The sequence below is a fragment of the Magnetococcus marinus MC-1 genome (assembly GCF_000014865.1).
In the GTDB taxonomy this organism is placed as follows: Bacteria; Pseudomonadota; Magnetococcia; order Magnetococcales; family Magnetococcaceae; genus Magnetococcus; species Magnetococcus marinus.
The window spans coordinates 4,674,854-4,688,947 of sequence record NC_008576.1 but is presented as its reverse complement, the minus strand read 5'-3'; the positions used below and the strand labels follow the sequence as shown (position 1 = coordinate 4,688,947).

The window sequence follows — 14,094 nt, the reverse complement described above, 5'->3', positions numbered from 1 at the left end:
CCCCCGTGTGGAGATCCTGCCGGTCTGTAAGAGGACTGGAAGCGACCTTACCCCTACGGGTACACGTTTGCAAAATGCTAAAAACGCAGATGGAGAAAGAGTATAATGAGCGCATTTCGTGCCCAATGGGTCAAAGGTCGTAGCGGTAATGTTACCCAATTGCACTATGCCCGCAAGGGTGAGATCACGCCAGAGATGGAATATGTCGCGATGGCCGAGGGCATAAGCCCCGAAACCGTGCGGGATGAGGTGGCTCGGGGGCGTATGGTGATCCCCGCCAATGTGAACCATCCCGAGGTTAAACCCATGGCCATTGGTATTGCCTCGCGGTGTAAAATTAATGCCAACATCGGGAACTCGCAGATCTCCTCTGGTTTGGATGAGGAGGTGAAAAAACTCACCGACTCCATCAAATACGGTGCCGATACGGTGATGGATTTGAGCACCGGGAAAAATATCAAAACCATCCGCAATGCCATTTTGCGCCATTCGAGTGTGCCCATTGGCACGGTGCCCATCTACGAGGTGATTGAGCGGGTCTCCGATGTGAAGGATCTGACCCCAGAGATCATTTTGCAGGTGATCGAGGAGCAAGCCAAGGAGGGGGTGGACTATATGACGGTCCACTGTGGCGTGTTGATGCATGTGCTACCCATGGTGGCTTCGCGCATTACCAAAATCGTCTCCCGGGGTGGGGCCTTGATGGCTCAATGGATGCTGCACCATCAGCAGGAGAACCCCCTCTACACCCATTTTGACCAGCTGTTAGAGATCTGCAAACGCTATGATGTCACCCTCTCTTTGGGGGATGGCTTGCGCCCTGGCTGTCTGCACGATGCCTCGGACGAAGCGCAGTTTGCCGAGCTCAAGGTGCTGGGTGAGCTGACCAAACGGGCCTGGGCGCAGGATGTGCAGGTGATGATTGAGGGGCCTGGCCATGTGCCCATGGATCAGATCGCCATGAATATGCAAAAGGAGCGGGAGCTGTGTCACGAGGCCCCTTTCTATGTGTTAGGTCCGTTGGTGACAGATATTGCGGCGGGTTACGACCACATTGCGTCGGCCATTGGTGGGGCGATTGCGGCGTGGGAGGGGGCCTCCATGCTCTGTTATGTTACCCCCAAGGAGCATTTGGGGCTGCCCAATGCCGAGGATGTGCGGGCGGGCATTATCGCCTATAAAATCGCCGCCCATGCGGCGGACATTGCCCGTCACCGACCCGGGGCGCGGGATCGGGATGATGAGATGAGCCGTGCCCGGTTTGGGTTTGATTGGAACCGTCAATTTGAGCTGGCGCTGGATCCTGAGCGTGCCCGTGAGTATCACGATGAAACCCTGCCTGAGGATGCGCATAAATCGGCGGAGTTTTGCTCCATGTGCGGTCCCCGTTTTTGTGCCTATAAGCTTTCGCAAGAGGTGGATGCCAAATCCAAGGAGATTGCCGCCAAGTTTGTTCCGGGTTTTTGTCCCAGTGATAAGGCTGCGGGCGAGCAAGGCCAGGCGTTGCCTCAGTCTGTTGGTAAATAAGCTGGAAATGAAAAGGGTTGGTGGGTGATGCGCCAACCCTTTTCCTCTCACATGCTCCAGATCTCGATCCCCCTTTATCATCCCGATTTGACGGTGCAGGACCGTGCTGCGGTCATGCAGGCGCTTACCCTCCCATGGCAGGACGCCGCCGCACTCAGCGCGTTGGAGAGCGGTTGGAGCCAGCAGTGGGGGCGAGCGGTGGTGGCGTTTGCCGATGCCCAGCAGGCCATAGGGGCATTGCTGCGGTTATGGGGATGGCGGCGGGGGGATGCGCTGGCGCTCTCCCCCTTGGCGGATCGGGTGTGGGGCGAAGCGTTGCAGCAGCACGGCCTGTGGCCGGCCTGGTTGGATGTGGAGCCCCAGAGCGGTTTGGTGCAGGGTGAGCCCCTGGGCTTGGCGGGGTGTGCGGGTGGTTTGGTGGGGTGGCTACACGGCGGTTTTGGTGGGGTGCCAGAGCGTGGAGCGGCGCAGAGCGGGGCGGTCTCTTTGATGGTGATGGACCATATGCCGCTGGCACAGATCGCCGACGATGCCCTTGGTTTGCTGCATTTGGGTCCCAATGGACCCTTGCAGGGGGCGGGCATTACCTTAATTGCGGCTACCCATAACCAGCAAGCGGCCAAGTTGCGGGAGCTGCGTGGGCAAGCGCTCCCTTCGCGGGGGGCGGTGGCCTTGGCCATGAGCCAGTTTCACCAGCGTCACGCTTTATTTGCGCGGCGGGCCGAGGTCGCGGCGCGGTATGGGGCACTGTTACGACCACGGGGGCGGTTTGGTTTGCCTCAGGGGTGGGCCTATTGGAGCCGTTATCCACTCAGTTTTGAGGATGAAGTGGCGGCGCAGGGGTTGGCTGAATTTTTGGGTCGGACGGGCATTGGCGGCATGCTGGGTGGGCCTCTGCCGCCCATTCATAGCGGGCCGGGCTTGCGGGGGTGGTCGGCGCGGACGCTGTTGCTGCCCTGTTATGCCGCCTTGGGGGAGGCCGCGCAAAAGCGGGTGATTAACCGTGTTCACCGCTGGCTGGAGCGCAGCTAAACAGGGAGACACGGAAGGTATGCCTGTGAACCCCGCTCAGTAGGGGGGCACAGGGACGGGTTGGCACCCCAAGGCGTAAGATGGGGAGGCACCCTTCCCCATCAAACCCGCTTGAGCGGTCGCGTCGACTCCCCAGATATTGGGGTTCGTGGCGGCGCTTGGGGGATTAGGCGACCACCCCATAGGTGTCGCGATAGCCTTTAATATGGGGCATATGTTCGGCCAGATCGGCTTCTTGTTCCAGCAGCGCCACCAGATCGCTTAGGGATGCGATGGCAATCACGGGGACGGCAAAGGTCTGCTCAATCTCCTGAATGGCCGAGAGGGCGCCCTGTCCACGCTCCTGCCGGTCCAAGGCGACCGTGACGCCAGCCAGTTGTGCCCCGGCCCGTTCAATCAGTGCTACCGACTCGCGCACCGAGGTTCCGGCGCTGACCACATCATCAATCACCATCACCCGACCGTGTAGGGGGGCACCAACCAAAACCCCGCCCTCGCCATGATCCTTGGCCTCTTTACGGTTGTAGGCAAAGGGGGTCTCTCGGCCATGGCGCTCCGCCAGTGCCATGGCTACGGCGGTAGCTAAGGGAATGCCTTTGTACGCCGGACCAAAAAGCAGATCAAATTCAGGACCTTGTTCGGCTAATGTATCGGCATAAAAAGCGGCCAGTTTGGACATTAAGGCGCCGGTATTAAATAAACCGGCATTAAAAAAATAGGGGCTTAACCGCCCAGCCTTGGTCTTAAAGGTACCAAACCGCAACACCTCTGCGGCCAGTGCAAAACGTAAAAAGTCGATCCGCCGCTGCTGATTCATCGCCACCCACCTTTGTCTGCTGGAGATCCAGAGCCGTACGCTACCCCTTGCTCATACGCCCCGTACTGATAATATAAACACCCATATGCTGGTTTGGTGGATCATTTATGCCACACCTGCACGGATGCATAACCCTTTTTGGGGTGTTGGGTGCGCCATTGTAGCCCCATCTCCTGTTTTGGGTCGAGCCTCAGCTACAAGGATTGGCAAAAAGCCATGTCGGACACCCCGCCTACCAAAAATGAACGCTACGCCATTGACGCCCGTCATGTGGTGATCTCCCTGGTGCTGTTGGTACTGGTGGTGTGGTCCCAATATGTGCTCTGGTTTGGTCAACAGGGTATTGTGGCTTGGCGCCACACCAGCCAGCAGCTGGATGCTACAAAAAAAGAGATCGAAAAGGTCTCTGCGCGCATAGAAAAACGCAAACGCGAGATTATTTTGGTAAAAAGAGAGGCAACCATTCTGGAAGAGGTGGCCCGCCGCAATCTTGGCTTGGTCTATCCCGATGAGATAATCTTCGTATTTCCAGATAGTTCTAAAGATGACAAAAAAAAATCCACAAAGGATCAAGATGCACCCTTGCAATCCGAATAAAAAGGATTATATTAGCAGATCAATCACCGTGGATAACGGAGAGTGCAGAAAGTCGGCTTAGCCGACTTTTTTTGTTATTTGCTCTCATTTAGCCTCCTCTTCCTGCGGAAATGGGCGGCTTATGGAGCATGGTATTACCGGTCTTAAGTGACCAAAAAAACCCGAACCGATCGCCGCTTATGTCCGATATTGCACAAAAGGTTGAAGCGTTGGCCATACAGGCCGCCAAGACCGAAGATTGTGAAGTGGTCGAGGTTATCTACCGTCGCGAAGGCGGCGTCTACGTAGTGCGGGTTGCTGCCGATAAACTGCCCGATGATCAAGGCCAAGAGCGCCACATCTCACTGGATGAGTGTGGTAGCATCAGCCGCCAGATCTCCAGTCTGCTGGATGTTCATGATGTCATCCCCAATGCATACCATCTGGAGGTCTCCTCGCCGGGCATTGAACGGCCTTTAATTAAGGATGGTGACTTTACACGCTTTGCTGGCAAGCTGGTGGAGATACGCACCTACCAACCTATGGATACCGAATCTGGGCCACGTAAAAAATTTCGTGGTACCCTGCTTGGTCTGCAAGAGGCAATGGTGGTGGTAGCCGAAGCCAATGGTGAAGTGCGTATACCCTGGGAACAAGTCGCGAAGGCCCATCTGACCTTCGATTTTTGAAGACGTGGAACGTACCGGCAATGACAGTTGAAATTTTACAGGTAGCCGATCAGGTTGCGCGGGAAAAGGGTATTGATCGCAAGGTTGTGATCGAAGCCATGGAGAGTGCCATTCAGACCGCTTCGCGCAAGAAGTATGGTGCCAATAAAAATATTCAGGCCCGCTTTGATCCCAAATCTGGAGAGTTTCAACTAAACCAGCTGCGTGAAGTGGTGGACCTGGACCAGGATGAAGATCTGGATTTTGATGAGGATATCCATATCTCCTTGGAAAAGGCGTTGACTATGAACCCAGAGGCGGTGCCCGGCGACTTTATTGCCGAGCAGCTGCCCCCCATGGAGTTTGGCCGCATCGCCGCACAGACCGCCAAGCAGGTGATTGTGCAAAAGGTGCGTGACGCCGAGCGTGAGCGCATTTTTGAAGAGTATGCGGATCGTCAAGGCGAGATGGTCAACGGTCTGGTTAAGCGGGTTGAGCGCAATAACATTCATGTGGATCTGGGTCGTACCTCGGGCTTTTTGCCTCATGAAGAGCAGCTGCCCCGTGAACATTACCGCCCGGGCGACCGGATACGTGCCTTTATTAAAGAGGTGCGCGAAGTAACCCGTGGTCCGCAAATTATTCTTTCGCGCACCCATCCCCAAATGGTGGTACGCTTGTTCGAGATGGAGGTCCCCGAGATCTACGACGGCATTGTCGAGATTAAGGCGGTTGCGCGTGATCCGGGTCATCGTAGTAAAATCGCTGTACGTTCCAATGATGCCCATGTGGATCCTGTTGGGGCCTGTGTGGGGATGCGTGGCTCCCGTGTGCAGAGTGTGGTGACGGAGCTGCAAGGGGAGCGCATTGATATTATTGAGTGGTCCCACGACCCCGCCGTGTTTGTGTGTAACGCCCTAGCCCCGGCTGAGGTGGTTAAGGTGGTGGTGGACGAGGAGGATCGCAACATCAAGGTGGTGGTGGATGAAACCGCCCTCTCCTTGGCCATTGGTCGGCGTGGTCAAAACGTGCGTTTGGCATCGGAGCTGACGGGATGGCGCATTGATATTATTACCGAGCAGGAAGAGCGTAACCTACGCGAAGAGATGTTTGGTGAGCTGCAACAGACCTTCATGAAGGATTTGGATCTGGGTGAAGAGGTGGCGGCTGTCTTGGTCAACGAAGGTTTTACTTCGGCGGAAGAGGTGGCCTATGTGCCCCTGAACGAGCTGACCAGCATCGAGGGTTTTGATGAAGAGATTGCGCAAGAGTTGCGCAACCGGGCCCGGGATACACTGCTGCAACAGGCGTTACAGACCGAAGAGCGCAAGGCCGAGCTGCACATTGACGAGCGTTTGGCGCAGTTGGGTCTGTTGACCGATGATGCTCTGATTGCGTTGGCTGAAAAAAATGTTAACACCCTGGATGATTTGGCCGATCTGGCTACCGATGAATTGGTGGAGATGTTCGACGGTGAGCTGACGACTGAGGATGCCGAAACCTTGATCCTGGGAGCCCGCCGTGCGGCTGGATGGTTTGATGACGAGGAAGAAACCGCATAACCATCGGGGCAAGGATAAGGTTTTAACGGGCGATGCACCCCTGATGGGGAACCATCGCACCTGCATGGTGACACGGCGCACGGCGGATGCCCAATTGCTGATACGCTTTGTCGCGGATCCAGCGGGTATGTTGACCGAGGATCTATCTGGCCGTTTGCCGGGGCGTGGTGTGCATGTTATGCCAGAGCCGCAAACGGTTAGGCAGCTACTGAAACGCCGGGGTGGCTTGGTTAAGTTGGCTGCGGTAGCCATCCAGGTGCCGGAAGTTGAGCTGTTACTGGCCCGCATTGAGGCGGGGTTGCAGCGGCGCTTGAGTGATGCTTTGGGTCTGGGGCTGCGGGCAAGTGGTGTGGTCTTAGGCATGAGAGAGTTGGAAGAGTCGGTGGGTCGTGGTGAGCGTCCCCTGATTTTGATGGCGGCGGATACCGCAGCCAATAGCCGGGAAAAAGTGTTGCGTTTGGCGCAACGCCCAGCGCGGGAAGGGGGCAAAGCCCTGACCTGCTGGGAAGTGATGGATCGGGACCGCATAGGCGCTGCCTGTGGCAAAGGGCCGGTCGCGGTAGCAGGTATTCTGGACCCAGGCGTCCGAAAGCGCGTCGCCCAGGATGCTTGGCGTTGGCTTGCATGGACAGGCCATATACCGCAAATGGAAGAACAAACGGACGAGTTGGAGTAGTATCTTGAGCGACAATAAACCCAGCGAAGGCGACAATAAACTGCAGCTGAAAGCGCCACGCCGTATCGTGCTCAAGAAGACGGTGGAAGGCAGCTCGATCAAGCAGAACTTCGCCCATGGCCGTAGCAAGAGCGTTGCGGTTGAAGTACGCCGGAAGAAAACCTTCTTAAAGCCTGGTAGCAAGGAGGGTGGTTTCCTGATTGATCAGGAGAAGCCCGAAGAGATCGAAGAGAAGAAGGAGGCTCCAAAGTCGCCTAAGCGCGGTGAGGAGCGCCATATTCTGCGTCCCTTAACACCTGAAGAGATTGAGGCCAAGCAGAAAGAGCTGGAGGCCAAACGTCAGGCTGAAGAAGAGGCGGCCCGTCAGAAGGCCGAGCAAGAGGCCGCTCGCCAAAAGCAAGAGGCCGAAGCCGCCCGTCGAAAAGCCGAGCAAGAGGCCGCTCGCCAAAAGCAAGAGGCCGAAGCCGCCCGTCGAAAAGCCGAAGAAGAGGCCGCTCGTGCTGCGGCTGCTGCGCCTGCCGCTCCTGTGGCAGCGCCGGCAGAGGCTGCTCCAGCGGTACCTGTTGCGGTTGCAGAGCCCGTCGTTGTTGCGCAGCCTGCCCCAGAGGCGCCTGCCCCAGTTGTGGAAGAAGAGATGGTGGAAGCCAAGCCCCTCCCAGCCGCAGCGCCAGCGGCACCCAGTGCACCGGTTAGGCTTTTGCACCAGCCTGTTGAGGAGGAGCCCAAGCGCAAGCTCTCCAAGGCCCAGCGTGAGGAGATGGCGCGCCGCAAGACCGAAGATTTGGTCAGCAAGCGTCTGAACCAGTTGGAAGAGCTGCGGGAGCAGAAACGTAAAGAGGATGCCCGTAAAGAGGCCGAGGTTGCGCTGGCTAAAAAAGAGAAGCCCGTTGTGGCGGCCACAGCGGCGGCCGCAGCAGAGGTGGTTGCCGGTCGTACCCCGCGTGAAGATTCGGCCGGAGAGCCCTTTTCGGCTGGCCGTCGCAAGAATAAAAAATATCAGGACAATGAGGATCGTTTGCAGCAGCCACGGGGCAAAAGCCGTCGCCGCAAGCCCTTTAAGTCCGAGATGCAAGCCCCCGCGCCTGTATATCGTGAGGTCACCATTCCGGAGACCATTACGGTGGGCGAATTGGCCAATCGTATGGCGGTCAAATCTTCCGAGGTGATCAAACTGCTGTTTGCACAGGGTATGTTGGTGACCATTAACCAGACCCTGGATCAAGACACGGCGGTTTTGGTGGTGGAAGAGATGGGTCACAAGCCCAAGTCGGTATCGGAATCTGCGGCCATTGAGGCGGAGTTGGATGCCGGTGAGGATGCCGCAGAGGATATGGAGACACGTCCGCCTGTGATTACCGTGATGGGTCACGTGGATCATGGTAAAACATCGCTGCTGGACGCTATTCGTTCCACCGATGTTACCTCTCGCGAGCATGGTGGGATTACCCAGCATATTGGTGCTTATCAGGTGACGTTGGCCAGTGGTGATAAAATCACCTTCCTGGATACCCCTGGACACTCGGCCTTTACGGCCATGCGTGCCCGTGGTGCGCAGGTGACGGACATTGTGGTACTGGTGGTGGCGGCGGATGATGGGGTCATGCCCCAGACGGTTGAGGCGATCAACCACGCCAAATCGGCCAAGGTGCCCATTGTGGTGGCGGTGAACAAGATTGATAAACCCGGTTCCAATCCAGATCGGGTGATGCAGCAGCTTTCTGACCATGGTTTGGTGCCAGAGGCCTGGGGTGGTGATACCATCTTTGTGCATGTGTCGGCCAAGAGTGGCGAGGGTATCAGCACCCTAGAAGAGATGTTACTGTTGCAGGCAGAGATGCTTAATTTGCAGAGCAACCCCACCAAAAAGCGGGCGCGTGGTACCATTATTGAGGCCAATTTGGATCGTGGTCGGGGTGCGGTGGCGACCTGTTTGGTGCAGAACGGTACCCTGCGGGTGGGTGACATCTGCGTGGTTGGTAATGAGTGGTGCCGTGTACGGGCTCTGAACGATGACCGGGGCAATCAGGTAAGCGAGGCATCACCCTCGATGCCGGTTGAGATCATTGGTCTGTCGGGTGTGCCCCAAGCGGGTGATGATCTGGTGGCGGTCAATGATGAGCGCCGGGCTCGTGAGATTGCCCAGTTCCGTCAGCAGAAAGATAAAGAGGCCATTCAGGCCAAGCAACAGCCTGCGACCCGTCTGGAAGATATGTTTGAGCATATCGAACAGGGCGAGGTAGAAGAGCTGAATGTGGTATTGAAGGCGGATGTGCAGGGTTCTGTGGAAGCGGTGGCCGAAGCGCTACGCAAGATCAAGCATGAGCAGATTGAGGTGCGGGTGATTCACACCGGTGTGGGTGGTATTAACGAATCGGACGTGATGCTGGCGGTAGCCTCTGGGGCGATTACGGTGGGCTTTAATGTGCGGGCCGATGCCAAGGCACGGGATTTGGCCAAACGTGAGCAGATTGATCTACGTTTCTACAACGTGATTTATGATCTGGTGGACGATATCAGTCTGGCATTGGAGGGCCGTTTGGCACCTACCGTGCGGGAGAAGGTATTGGGTCATGCCCAGGTGCGCGAGGTCTTCCGGATTACCAAGATTGGTAACGTATGTGGCTGTTTGGTCACCGATGGTATTATTCAGCGTAATGGCAAGTTGCGTATTTTGCGCCAGAACGTTGTGGTTTATGAGGGACCGGTCTCCGCCCTGAAGCGCTTTAAGGATGATGTTAAAGAGGTGCGTGAAGGGTTTGAGTGCGGCATCAGCATCGAGAAGTTTAACGATGTTAAGGTGGATGACGTGCTGGAGTGCTATGTGGAAGAGCAGGTTAAGCAGACCCTCTCTTAAGAGGTTTTGCCACCATTCAGGCCCCACCGGTTTCGACTTGTGGGGCCTTTTTCCTTTGGATGACCATGTTTATCGCGGTGTTGGAACTACAGTTGGACCTGCCTGGGGTACACGGCCTTAAACAGAAGCGTGGTTTAATTAAGGGGCTGCTCCAGCGTATTCATAAAAACCATCATGCAGCAGTGGCCGAGGTGGATCTGTTGGATCATTGGCAGAGTGCCATGATTGGGTGCGCTTTGGTGGGTAATGAGGCGGCGGTTTTGCAGCGCCGTATGCAAAAGATTGTGGATGCCATTGAGCGGGATAGCTCTGGTGTGGTGTTGGTTGATTATCAGGTGGATATTCTGTCATGACGATCCGGACCGAGCGTGTTGGTAATGCCATTCGCAAGGAGGTCGCAAGTATGCTAACCCGTGGCGAGATCAAGGATCCTCGTTTGGGTGGCTTTGTGAACATTCAAGAGGTTAGGGTAAGCCCGGACCTCTCATATGCCAAGGTCTATTATACCGTCTTTGGTGAGAGTGATCAGGCGGGTGTGGCGGACGCATGGCAACGGGCCAGTGGCTTTTTGCGCAATGTCATTGCCAAGCGGTTAAAATTGCGGCATGCCCCGGAGTTACGCTTTGAGCTTGATCATGTGGCCGACTACAGTAAGCGTATTGATGAGCTATTGAATGGCTTGGAGATACCCCCAGCCGATGATAGCGACGAGACCCACTGATTATGGGGCGCAGACGTCGTAAAGGGGTGGTGATTCACGGTTGGTTGGCGATCCACAAGGAGCCTGGTTTAAGTTCCAGTCAGGTTGTGGAGCGGGTGATCCGCACCACCAAGGCCAATAAGGCCGGTCATGGGGGTACTTTGGATCCCTTTTCTGAGGGGGTTTTGCCCATTGCTTTGGGGGAGGCCACCAAGACCAGCGGTATGGTGCTGAATGGGGATAAAAGCTACCGTTGCTGGTTAAAGTTTGGCCAGGAGACCGACAGCGGCGATCTAACCGGCGTGCTGTTGGAAGAGCAAGGGCGGGTGCCTAGCGAGGCAGAGTTGCGGGCTGTGCTCCCGCAATTTATGGGTGAAATTGAACAGGTTCCCCCGGTTTTTTCGGCGCTTAGGGTAGACGGTGAGCGGGCTTATAAACGGGCCAGACGCGGAGAAGAGGTGCAATTGGCCTCGCGACGTGTTAGAATTGACCGCCTTGAACTGGTTGGATTTGAAGCAGATACCGCCGTTTTGGATGTAGCGTGTGGGAAAGGCACCTATATTCGCTCGCTGGGGGTGGACATTGCCCGGGCGCTGCATAGCCGGGCGCATCTGGTGCGTCTACTGCGTACCGGTACCATGGGTTTTGGCCTAAATGATGCTGTTACATTGGAACAATTGCGTGAAGCCTGTAGTGAGGGTAGGCTACAGGAGATTTTATACCCTGTTGACCGGGTGCTGGACGACATCCCGGCTCTACGGATGACAGGGAACGCTTGGTACCGCCTGCGCCAAGGGCAGGAGGTTGAGGTGGAGGATGCAGCAACCCCGGCGGGGATGGTGCGTTTGCAGGATCCCGACGGCCAGTTTGGCCTGCTGGGGGAGATCTCAGCGCAAGCTGATCTGCAAGGTTTGCGGCGGATTAAACCGACGCGGCTCTTTCATCTGGACGAGACACCAGGCAGTGACCCAACGGCCCAATGAAGGGCCAACAACTTAATCAAGGAGTGAACGATGTCGATTACTGCCGAGCGCAAACAAGAGCTGATTGCTGAATATGCGACCAAAGAGAATGATACCGGCTCCCCCGAGGTGCAGGTGGCCATTTTGACGGAGCGCATTAACAACTTGACCGATCATTTGCGTGGTCACAACAAAGATCACCATAGCCGTCGTGGTCTGCTGAAGATGGTTGGCCTGCGTCGCCGTCTGCTCTCATATGTTCAAAAAGAAGATCGTTCGCGCTATCAGGATCTGATTAAGCGTCTGGGTCTGCGTAAGTAACCTCGCCTTTACCGGGCTGTGCCCAACACAGCCCGGTAAAATCTATCTACCCCACCGTATAATCGGAAGGTTCTGTATGTTTAACATTCATACTAAGAGTGTTCAATTCGGCGAGAAAACCATCACGCTGGAAACGGGTCGTGTAGCCCGTCAAGCCAATGGTGCCGTCATGGTAACCTATGGTGATACCGTTGTGCTGGTCACGGCTGTGGCAGAGACCAGCATGCGTGCCGGTCAGGATTTTTTTCCCCTTAGCGTTCATTATCAAGAGAAATTTTGGGCTGCTGGTAAAATTCCTGGCGGCTTTATTAAGCGTGAAACCCGTCCTTCGGAACGTGAAGTATTAACTTCGCGTTTGATTGACCGTCCCATTCGTCCGCTGTTCCCCAAGGGTTTCATGAACGAGACCCAGGTGGTGGCTCAGGTGCTCTCTTATGATCCTGACTATCCGTCGGACATTGCCGCTTTGATCGGTTGTTCGGCAGCCTTGGCGCTGTCGGGTGTACCCTTCGAGGGTCCCATTGGTGGGGCGCGGGTGGGTTTTATTGATGGCAAGCCGGTACTCAACCCCACGGTTGATCAGTTGGCCGCAAGTCGTCTGGATCTGGTGGTTGCCGGTACCCGTAGTGCCGTGACCATGGTGGAGTCGGAAGTGGACTTCTTGAGCGAAGATGAGATGCTTGACTGCGTCATGTTTGCGCACGAGTCGTTTCAACCCGTGATTACCGCCATTGAAGAGTTGGTGGCAGAGGCTGGTAAGCCCCGCTGGGTGGTTGAGCCTGTGCAGGTCAATGAAGCGCTGCTGGCGGAGATGAACGACAAGTTTGCCGCACAAGTGACGGAGGCTTATGCCATTCCTGAGAAGATGGCCCGTTATGAGGCGGTGGCTCAGGTAAAGGCCGCTGCGATGGAGGCTTTGGGCACCATTGAAGTGGATGGTCAGAGCGTCAAGCGCAGCGAAGAGGTGGCCAGTCTGTTTAAAAAGATTGAGTCCCGCACACTGCGTCAAAATGTGTTGCAGGGCAAGCGTGTGGATGGTCGGGGTTTGACCGATATCCGTCCCATCGCCTGTGAGGTTAGCATTCTGCCCCGTGTGCATGGTACGGCGCTGTTTACCCGTGGTGAGACCCAGGCCATTGCGACGGTGACGTTGGGGACCTCCCGTGATGAGCAGATTGTGGAGACCCTCTCTGGCGAGTATCGGGACCGTTTTTATCTGAACTACACCTTCCCTCCCTACTGTGTGGGTGAAACTGGCCGTATGGGGGCGCCTGGCCGTCGCGAGATTGGTCATGGCAAGTTGGCGACCCGTGCGTTGACGGCCATTGTGCCTTCAGCGGAGGTTTTCCCTTACACGCTGCGTATTACCTCAGAGATTACCGAATCCAACGGCTCTTCTTCCATGGCGACGGTGTGTGGTGCGGTATTGGCGATGCAGGATGCTGGTGTGCCCATCAAGGCCCCGGTCGCTGGTATTGCCATGGGTTTGGTCAAAGAGGGTGATGCGTACGCGGTGCTGTCGGATATTTTGGGTGATGAAGATCACCTGGGCGACATGGATTTTAAAGTGGCGGGTAATGCCGACGGCATTACGGCGTTGCAGATGGACATTAAGATCACGGGGATTACCCGTGAGATTATGGCCAAAGCACTGGAACAGGCCCGTGCGGGTCGTTTGCACATCTTAGGTGAGATGGGCAAGGCCATGACCACCCATCGTGCTGAGATGTCGGCCTATGCGCCGCGCATTCACACCATGAAGATCCATCCGGACAAGATTCGTGAGGTGATTGGTTCTGGTGGTAAGGTGATCCGTAGCATTACCGAAGAGACCGGTTGTGCCATTGATATTGAGGATGATGGTACCATTCGCATTGCCTCCAGCGATCAGGCTTCGGCTGAGCAGGCGGTGAAGATTATCAAGTCCATTGTGGCCGAGGTGGAAAAGGGTCAGGTTTATGAGGGCAAGGTGGTACGTATTACCGACTTTGGTGCCTTTGTAAACATTCTGCCCAACAAGGATGGTTTGGTCCACATTAGCCAGTTAGCCAACCGTCGTGTGCAGAATGTGACGGATGTGGTGAAAGAGGGAGATGTGGTGACGGTTAAGGTACTGGATGTAGACCGTCAGGGTCGTGTGAAGTTGACTATGAAAGAGATGGAAGAGGGCGCTGCTGAGTAAACGCGGTGGTCTCTTGGTAGGATAAAAAAGGCCCGTCTGTGACGGGCCTTTTTTTATTAGGAAAAAGCGGCACCCTATTGGGGAAAGCAAGTACCGTCGAGAGGGCAGCTACACCCGTAGACGTAACGTGACGCTTATGGAAGAACGTGCTCAGGTGTGGCAAAGGTTGTGTGGCAAGCTAAGGCAATCGTCGCCAGTGTAGGGGCTAGCGAACCGC

General features: G+C 56.0%; 13 protein-coding genes. 12 read left to right on the top strand and 1 reads right to left on the bottom strand.

Annotated features, from left to right (window positions below; genetic code table 11):
* The first annotated feature begins 105 nt into the window (after positions 1 to 105).
* Both thiC and MMC1_RS19190 read left to right on the top strand, forming a co-directional pair.
* A complete protein-coding gene (gene thiC, locus MMC1_RS19195) occupies positions 106 to 1,527 on the top strand; it encodes a phosphomethylpyrimidine synthase ThiC (RefSeq protein ID WP_011715271.1) in 1,422 nt (473 codons plus the stop codon).
* 27 nt (positions 1,528 to 1,554) lie between these two features.
* The gene (locus MMC1_RS19190) at positions 1,555 to 2,559 is read left to right on the top strand and encodes an aspartate aminotransferase family protein (protein ID WP_041641489.1); all 1,005 of its coding nucleotides are present in this window, start codon (positions 1,555 to 1,557) and stop codon (positions 2,557 to 2,559) included.
* Between the two features lie 166 nt (positions 2,560 to 2,725).
* Here MMC1_RS19190 and pyrE read toward each other — a convergent pair whose 3' ends face one another.
* On the bottom strand, positions 2,726 to 3,376 hold the full coding sequence (pyrE, locus tag MMC1_RS19185; protein ID WP_011715269.1) for an orotate phosphoribosyltransferase: 651 nt from the start codon (positions 3,374 to 3,376) through the stop codon (positions 2,726 to 2,728).
* A gap of 216 nt (positions 3,377 to 3,592) precedes the next feature.
* Here pyrE and MMC1_RS19180 point away from each other — a divergent pair, with 216 nt between their 5' ends.
* The 10 genes from MMC1_RS19180 (at position 3,593) to pnp (ending at position 13,877) form a co-directional block, all read left to right on the top strand.
* Positions 3,593 to 3,973, top strand: a complete 381-nt coding sequence (locus tag MMC1_RS19180; protein ID WP_011715268.1) for an FtsB family cell division protein — start codon at positions 3,593 to 3,595, stop codon at positions 3,971 to 3,973.
* A 179-nt stretch (positions 3,974 to 4,152) separates the two neighbouring features.
* On the top strand, positions 4,153 to 4,641 hold the full coding sequence (locus tag MMC1_RS19175; RefSeq protein WP_041643379.1) for a ribosome maturation factor RimP: 489 nt from the start codon (positions 4,153 to 4,155) through the stop codon (positions 4,639 to 4,641).
* A 20-nt stretch (positions 4,642 to 4,661) separates the two neighbouring features.
* Complete coding sequence (gene nusA / locus MMC1_RS19170) at positions 4,662 to 6,182, top strand: transcription termination factor NusA (protein WP_011715266.1); 1,521 nt, start codon at positions 4,662 to 4,664, stop codon at positions 6,180 to 6,182.
* The gene (locus tag MMC1_RS19165; RefSeq protein WP_041641486.1) at positions 6,160 to 6,858 is read left to right on the top strand and encodes a DUF448 domain-containing protein; all 699 of its coding nucleotides are present in this window, start codon (positions 6,160 to 6,162) and stop codon (positions 6,856 to 6,858) included. Before nusA ends, MMC1_RS19165 begins: the two co-directional genes overlap by 23 nt.
* Before the next feature lie 4 nt (positions 6,859 to 6,862).
* Positions 6,863 to 9,712, top strand: a complete 2,850-nt coding sequence (gene infB, locus MMC1_RS19160; protein WP_011715264.1) for a translation initiation factor IF-2 — start codon at positions 6,863 to 6,865, stop codon at positions 9,710 to 9,712.
* A 59-nt stretch (positions 9,713 to 9,771) separates the two neighbouring features.
* Positions 9,772 to 10,065, top strand: a complete 294-nt coding sequence (locus MMC1_RS19155; protein WP_011715263.1) for a DUF503 domain-containing protein — start codon at positions 9,772 to 9,774, stop codon at positions 10,063 to 10,065.
* The gene (gene rbfA / locus MMC1_RS19150) at positions 10,062 to 10,433 is read left to right on the top strand and encodes a 30S ribosome-binding factor RbfA (RefSeq protein WP_011715262.1); all 372 of its coding nucleotides are present in this window, start codon (positions 10,062 to 10,064) and stop codon (positions 10,431 to 10,433) included. The genes MMC1_RS19155 and rbfA overlap by 4 nt, the downstream gene beginning before the upstream one ends.
* Before the next feature lie 2 nt (positions 10,434 to 10,435).
* The gene (gene truB / locus MMC1_RS19145; RefSeq protein WP_011715261.1) at positions 10,436 to 11,395 is read left to right on the top strand and encodes a tRNA pseudouridine(55) synthase TruB; all 960 of its coding nucleotides are present in this window, start codon (positions 10,436 to 10,438) and stop codon (positions 11,393 to 11,395) included.
* 30 nt (positions 11,396 to 11,425) lie between these two features.
* On the top strand, positions 11,426 to 11,695 hold the full coding sequence (gene rpsO, locus MMC1_RS19140; protein WP_011715260.1) for a 30S ribosomal protein S15: 270 nt from the start codon (positions 11,426 to 11,428) through the stop codon (positions 11,693 to 11,695).
* 76 nt (positions 11,696 to 11,771) lie between these two features.
* On the top strand, positions 11,772 to 13,877 hold the full coding sequence (gene pnp / locus MMC1_RS19135) for a polyribonucleotide nucleotidyltransferase (protein ID WP_011715259.1): 2,106 nt from the start codon (positions 11,772 to 11,774) through the stop codon (positions 13,875 to 13,877).
* Positions 13,878 to 14,094 lie beyond the last annotated feature (217 nt).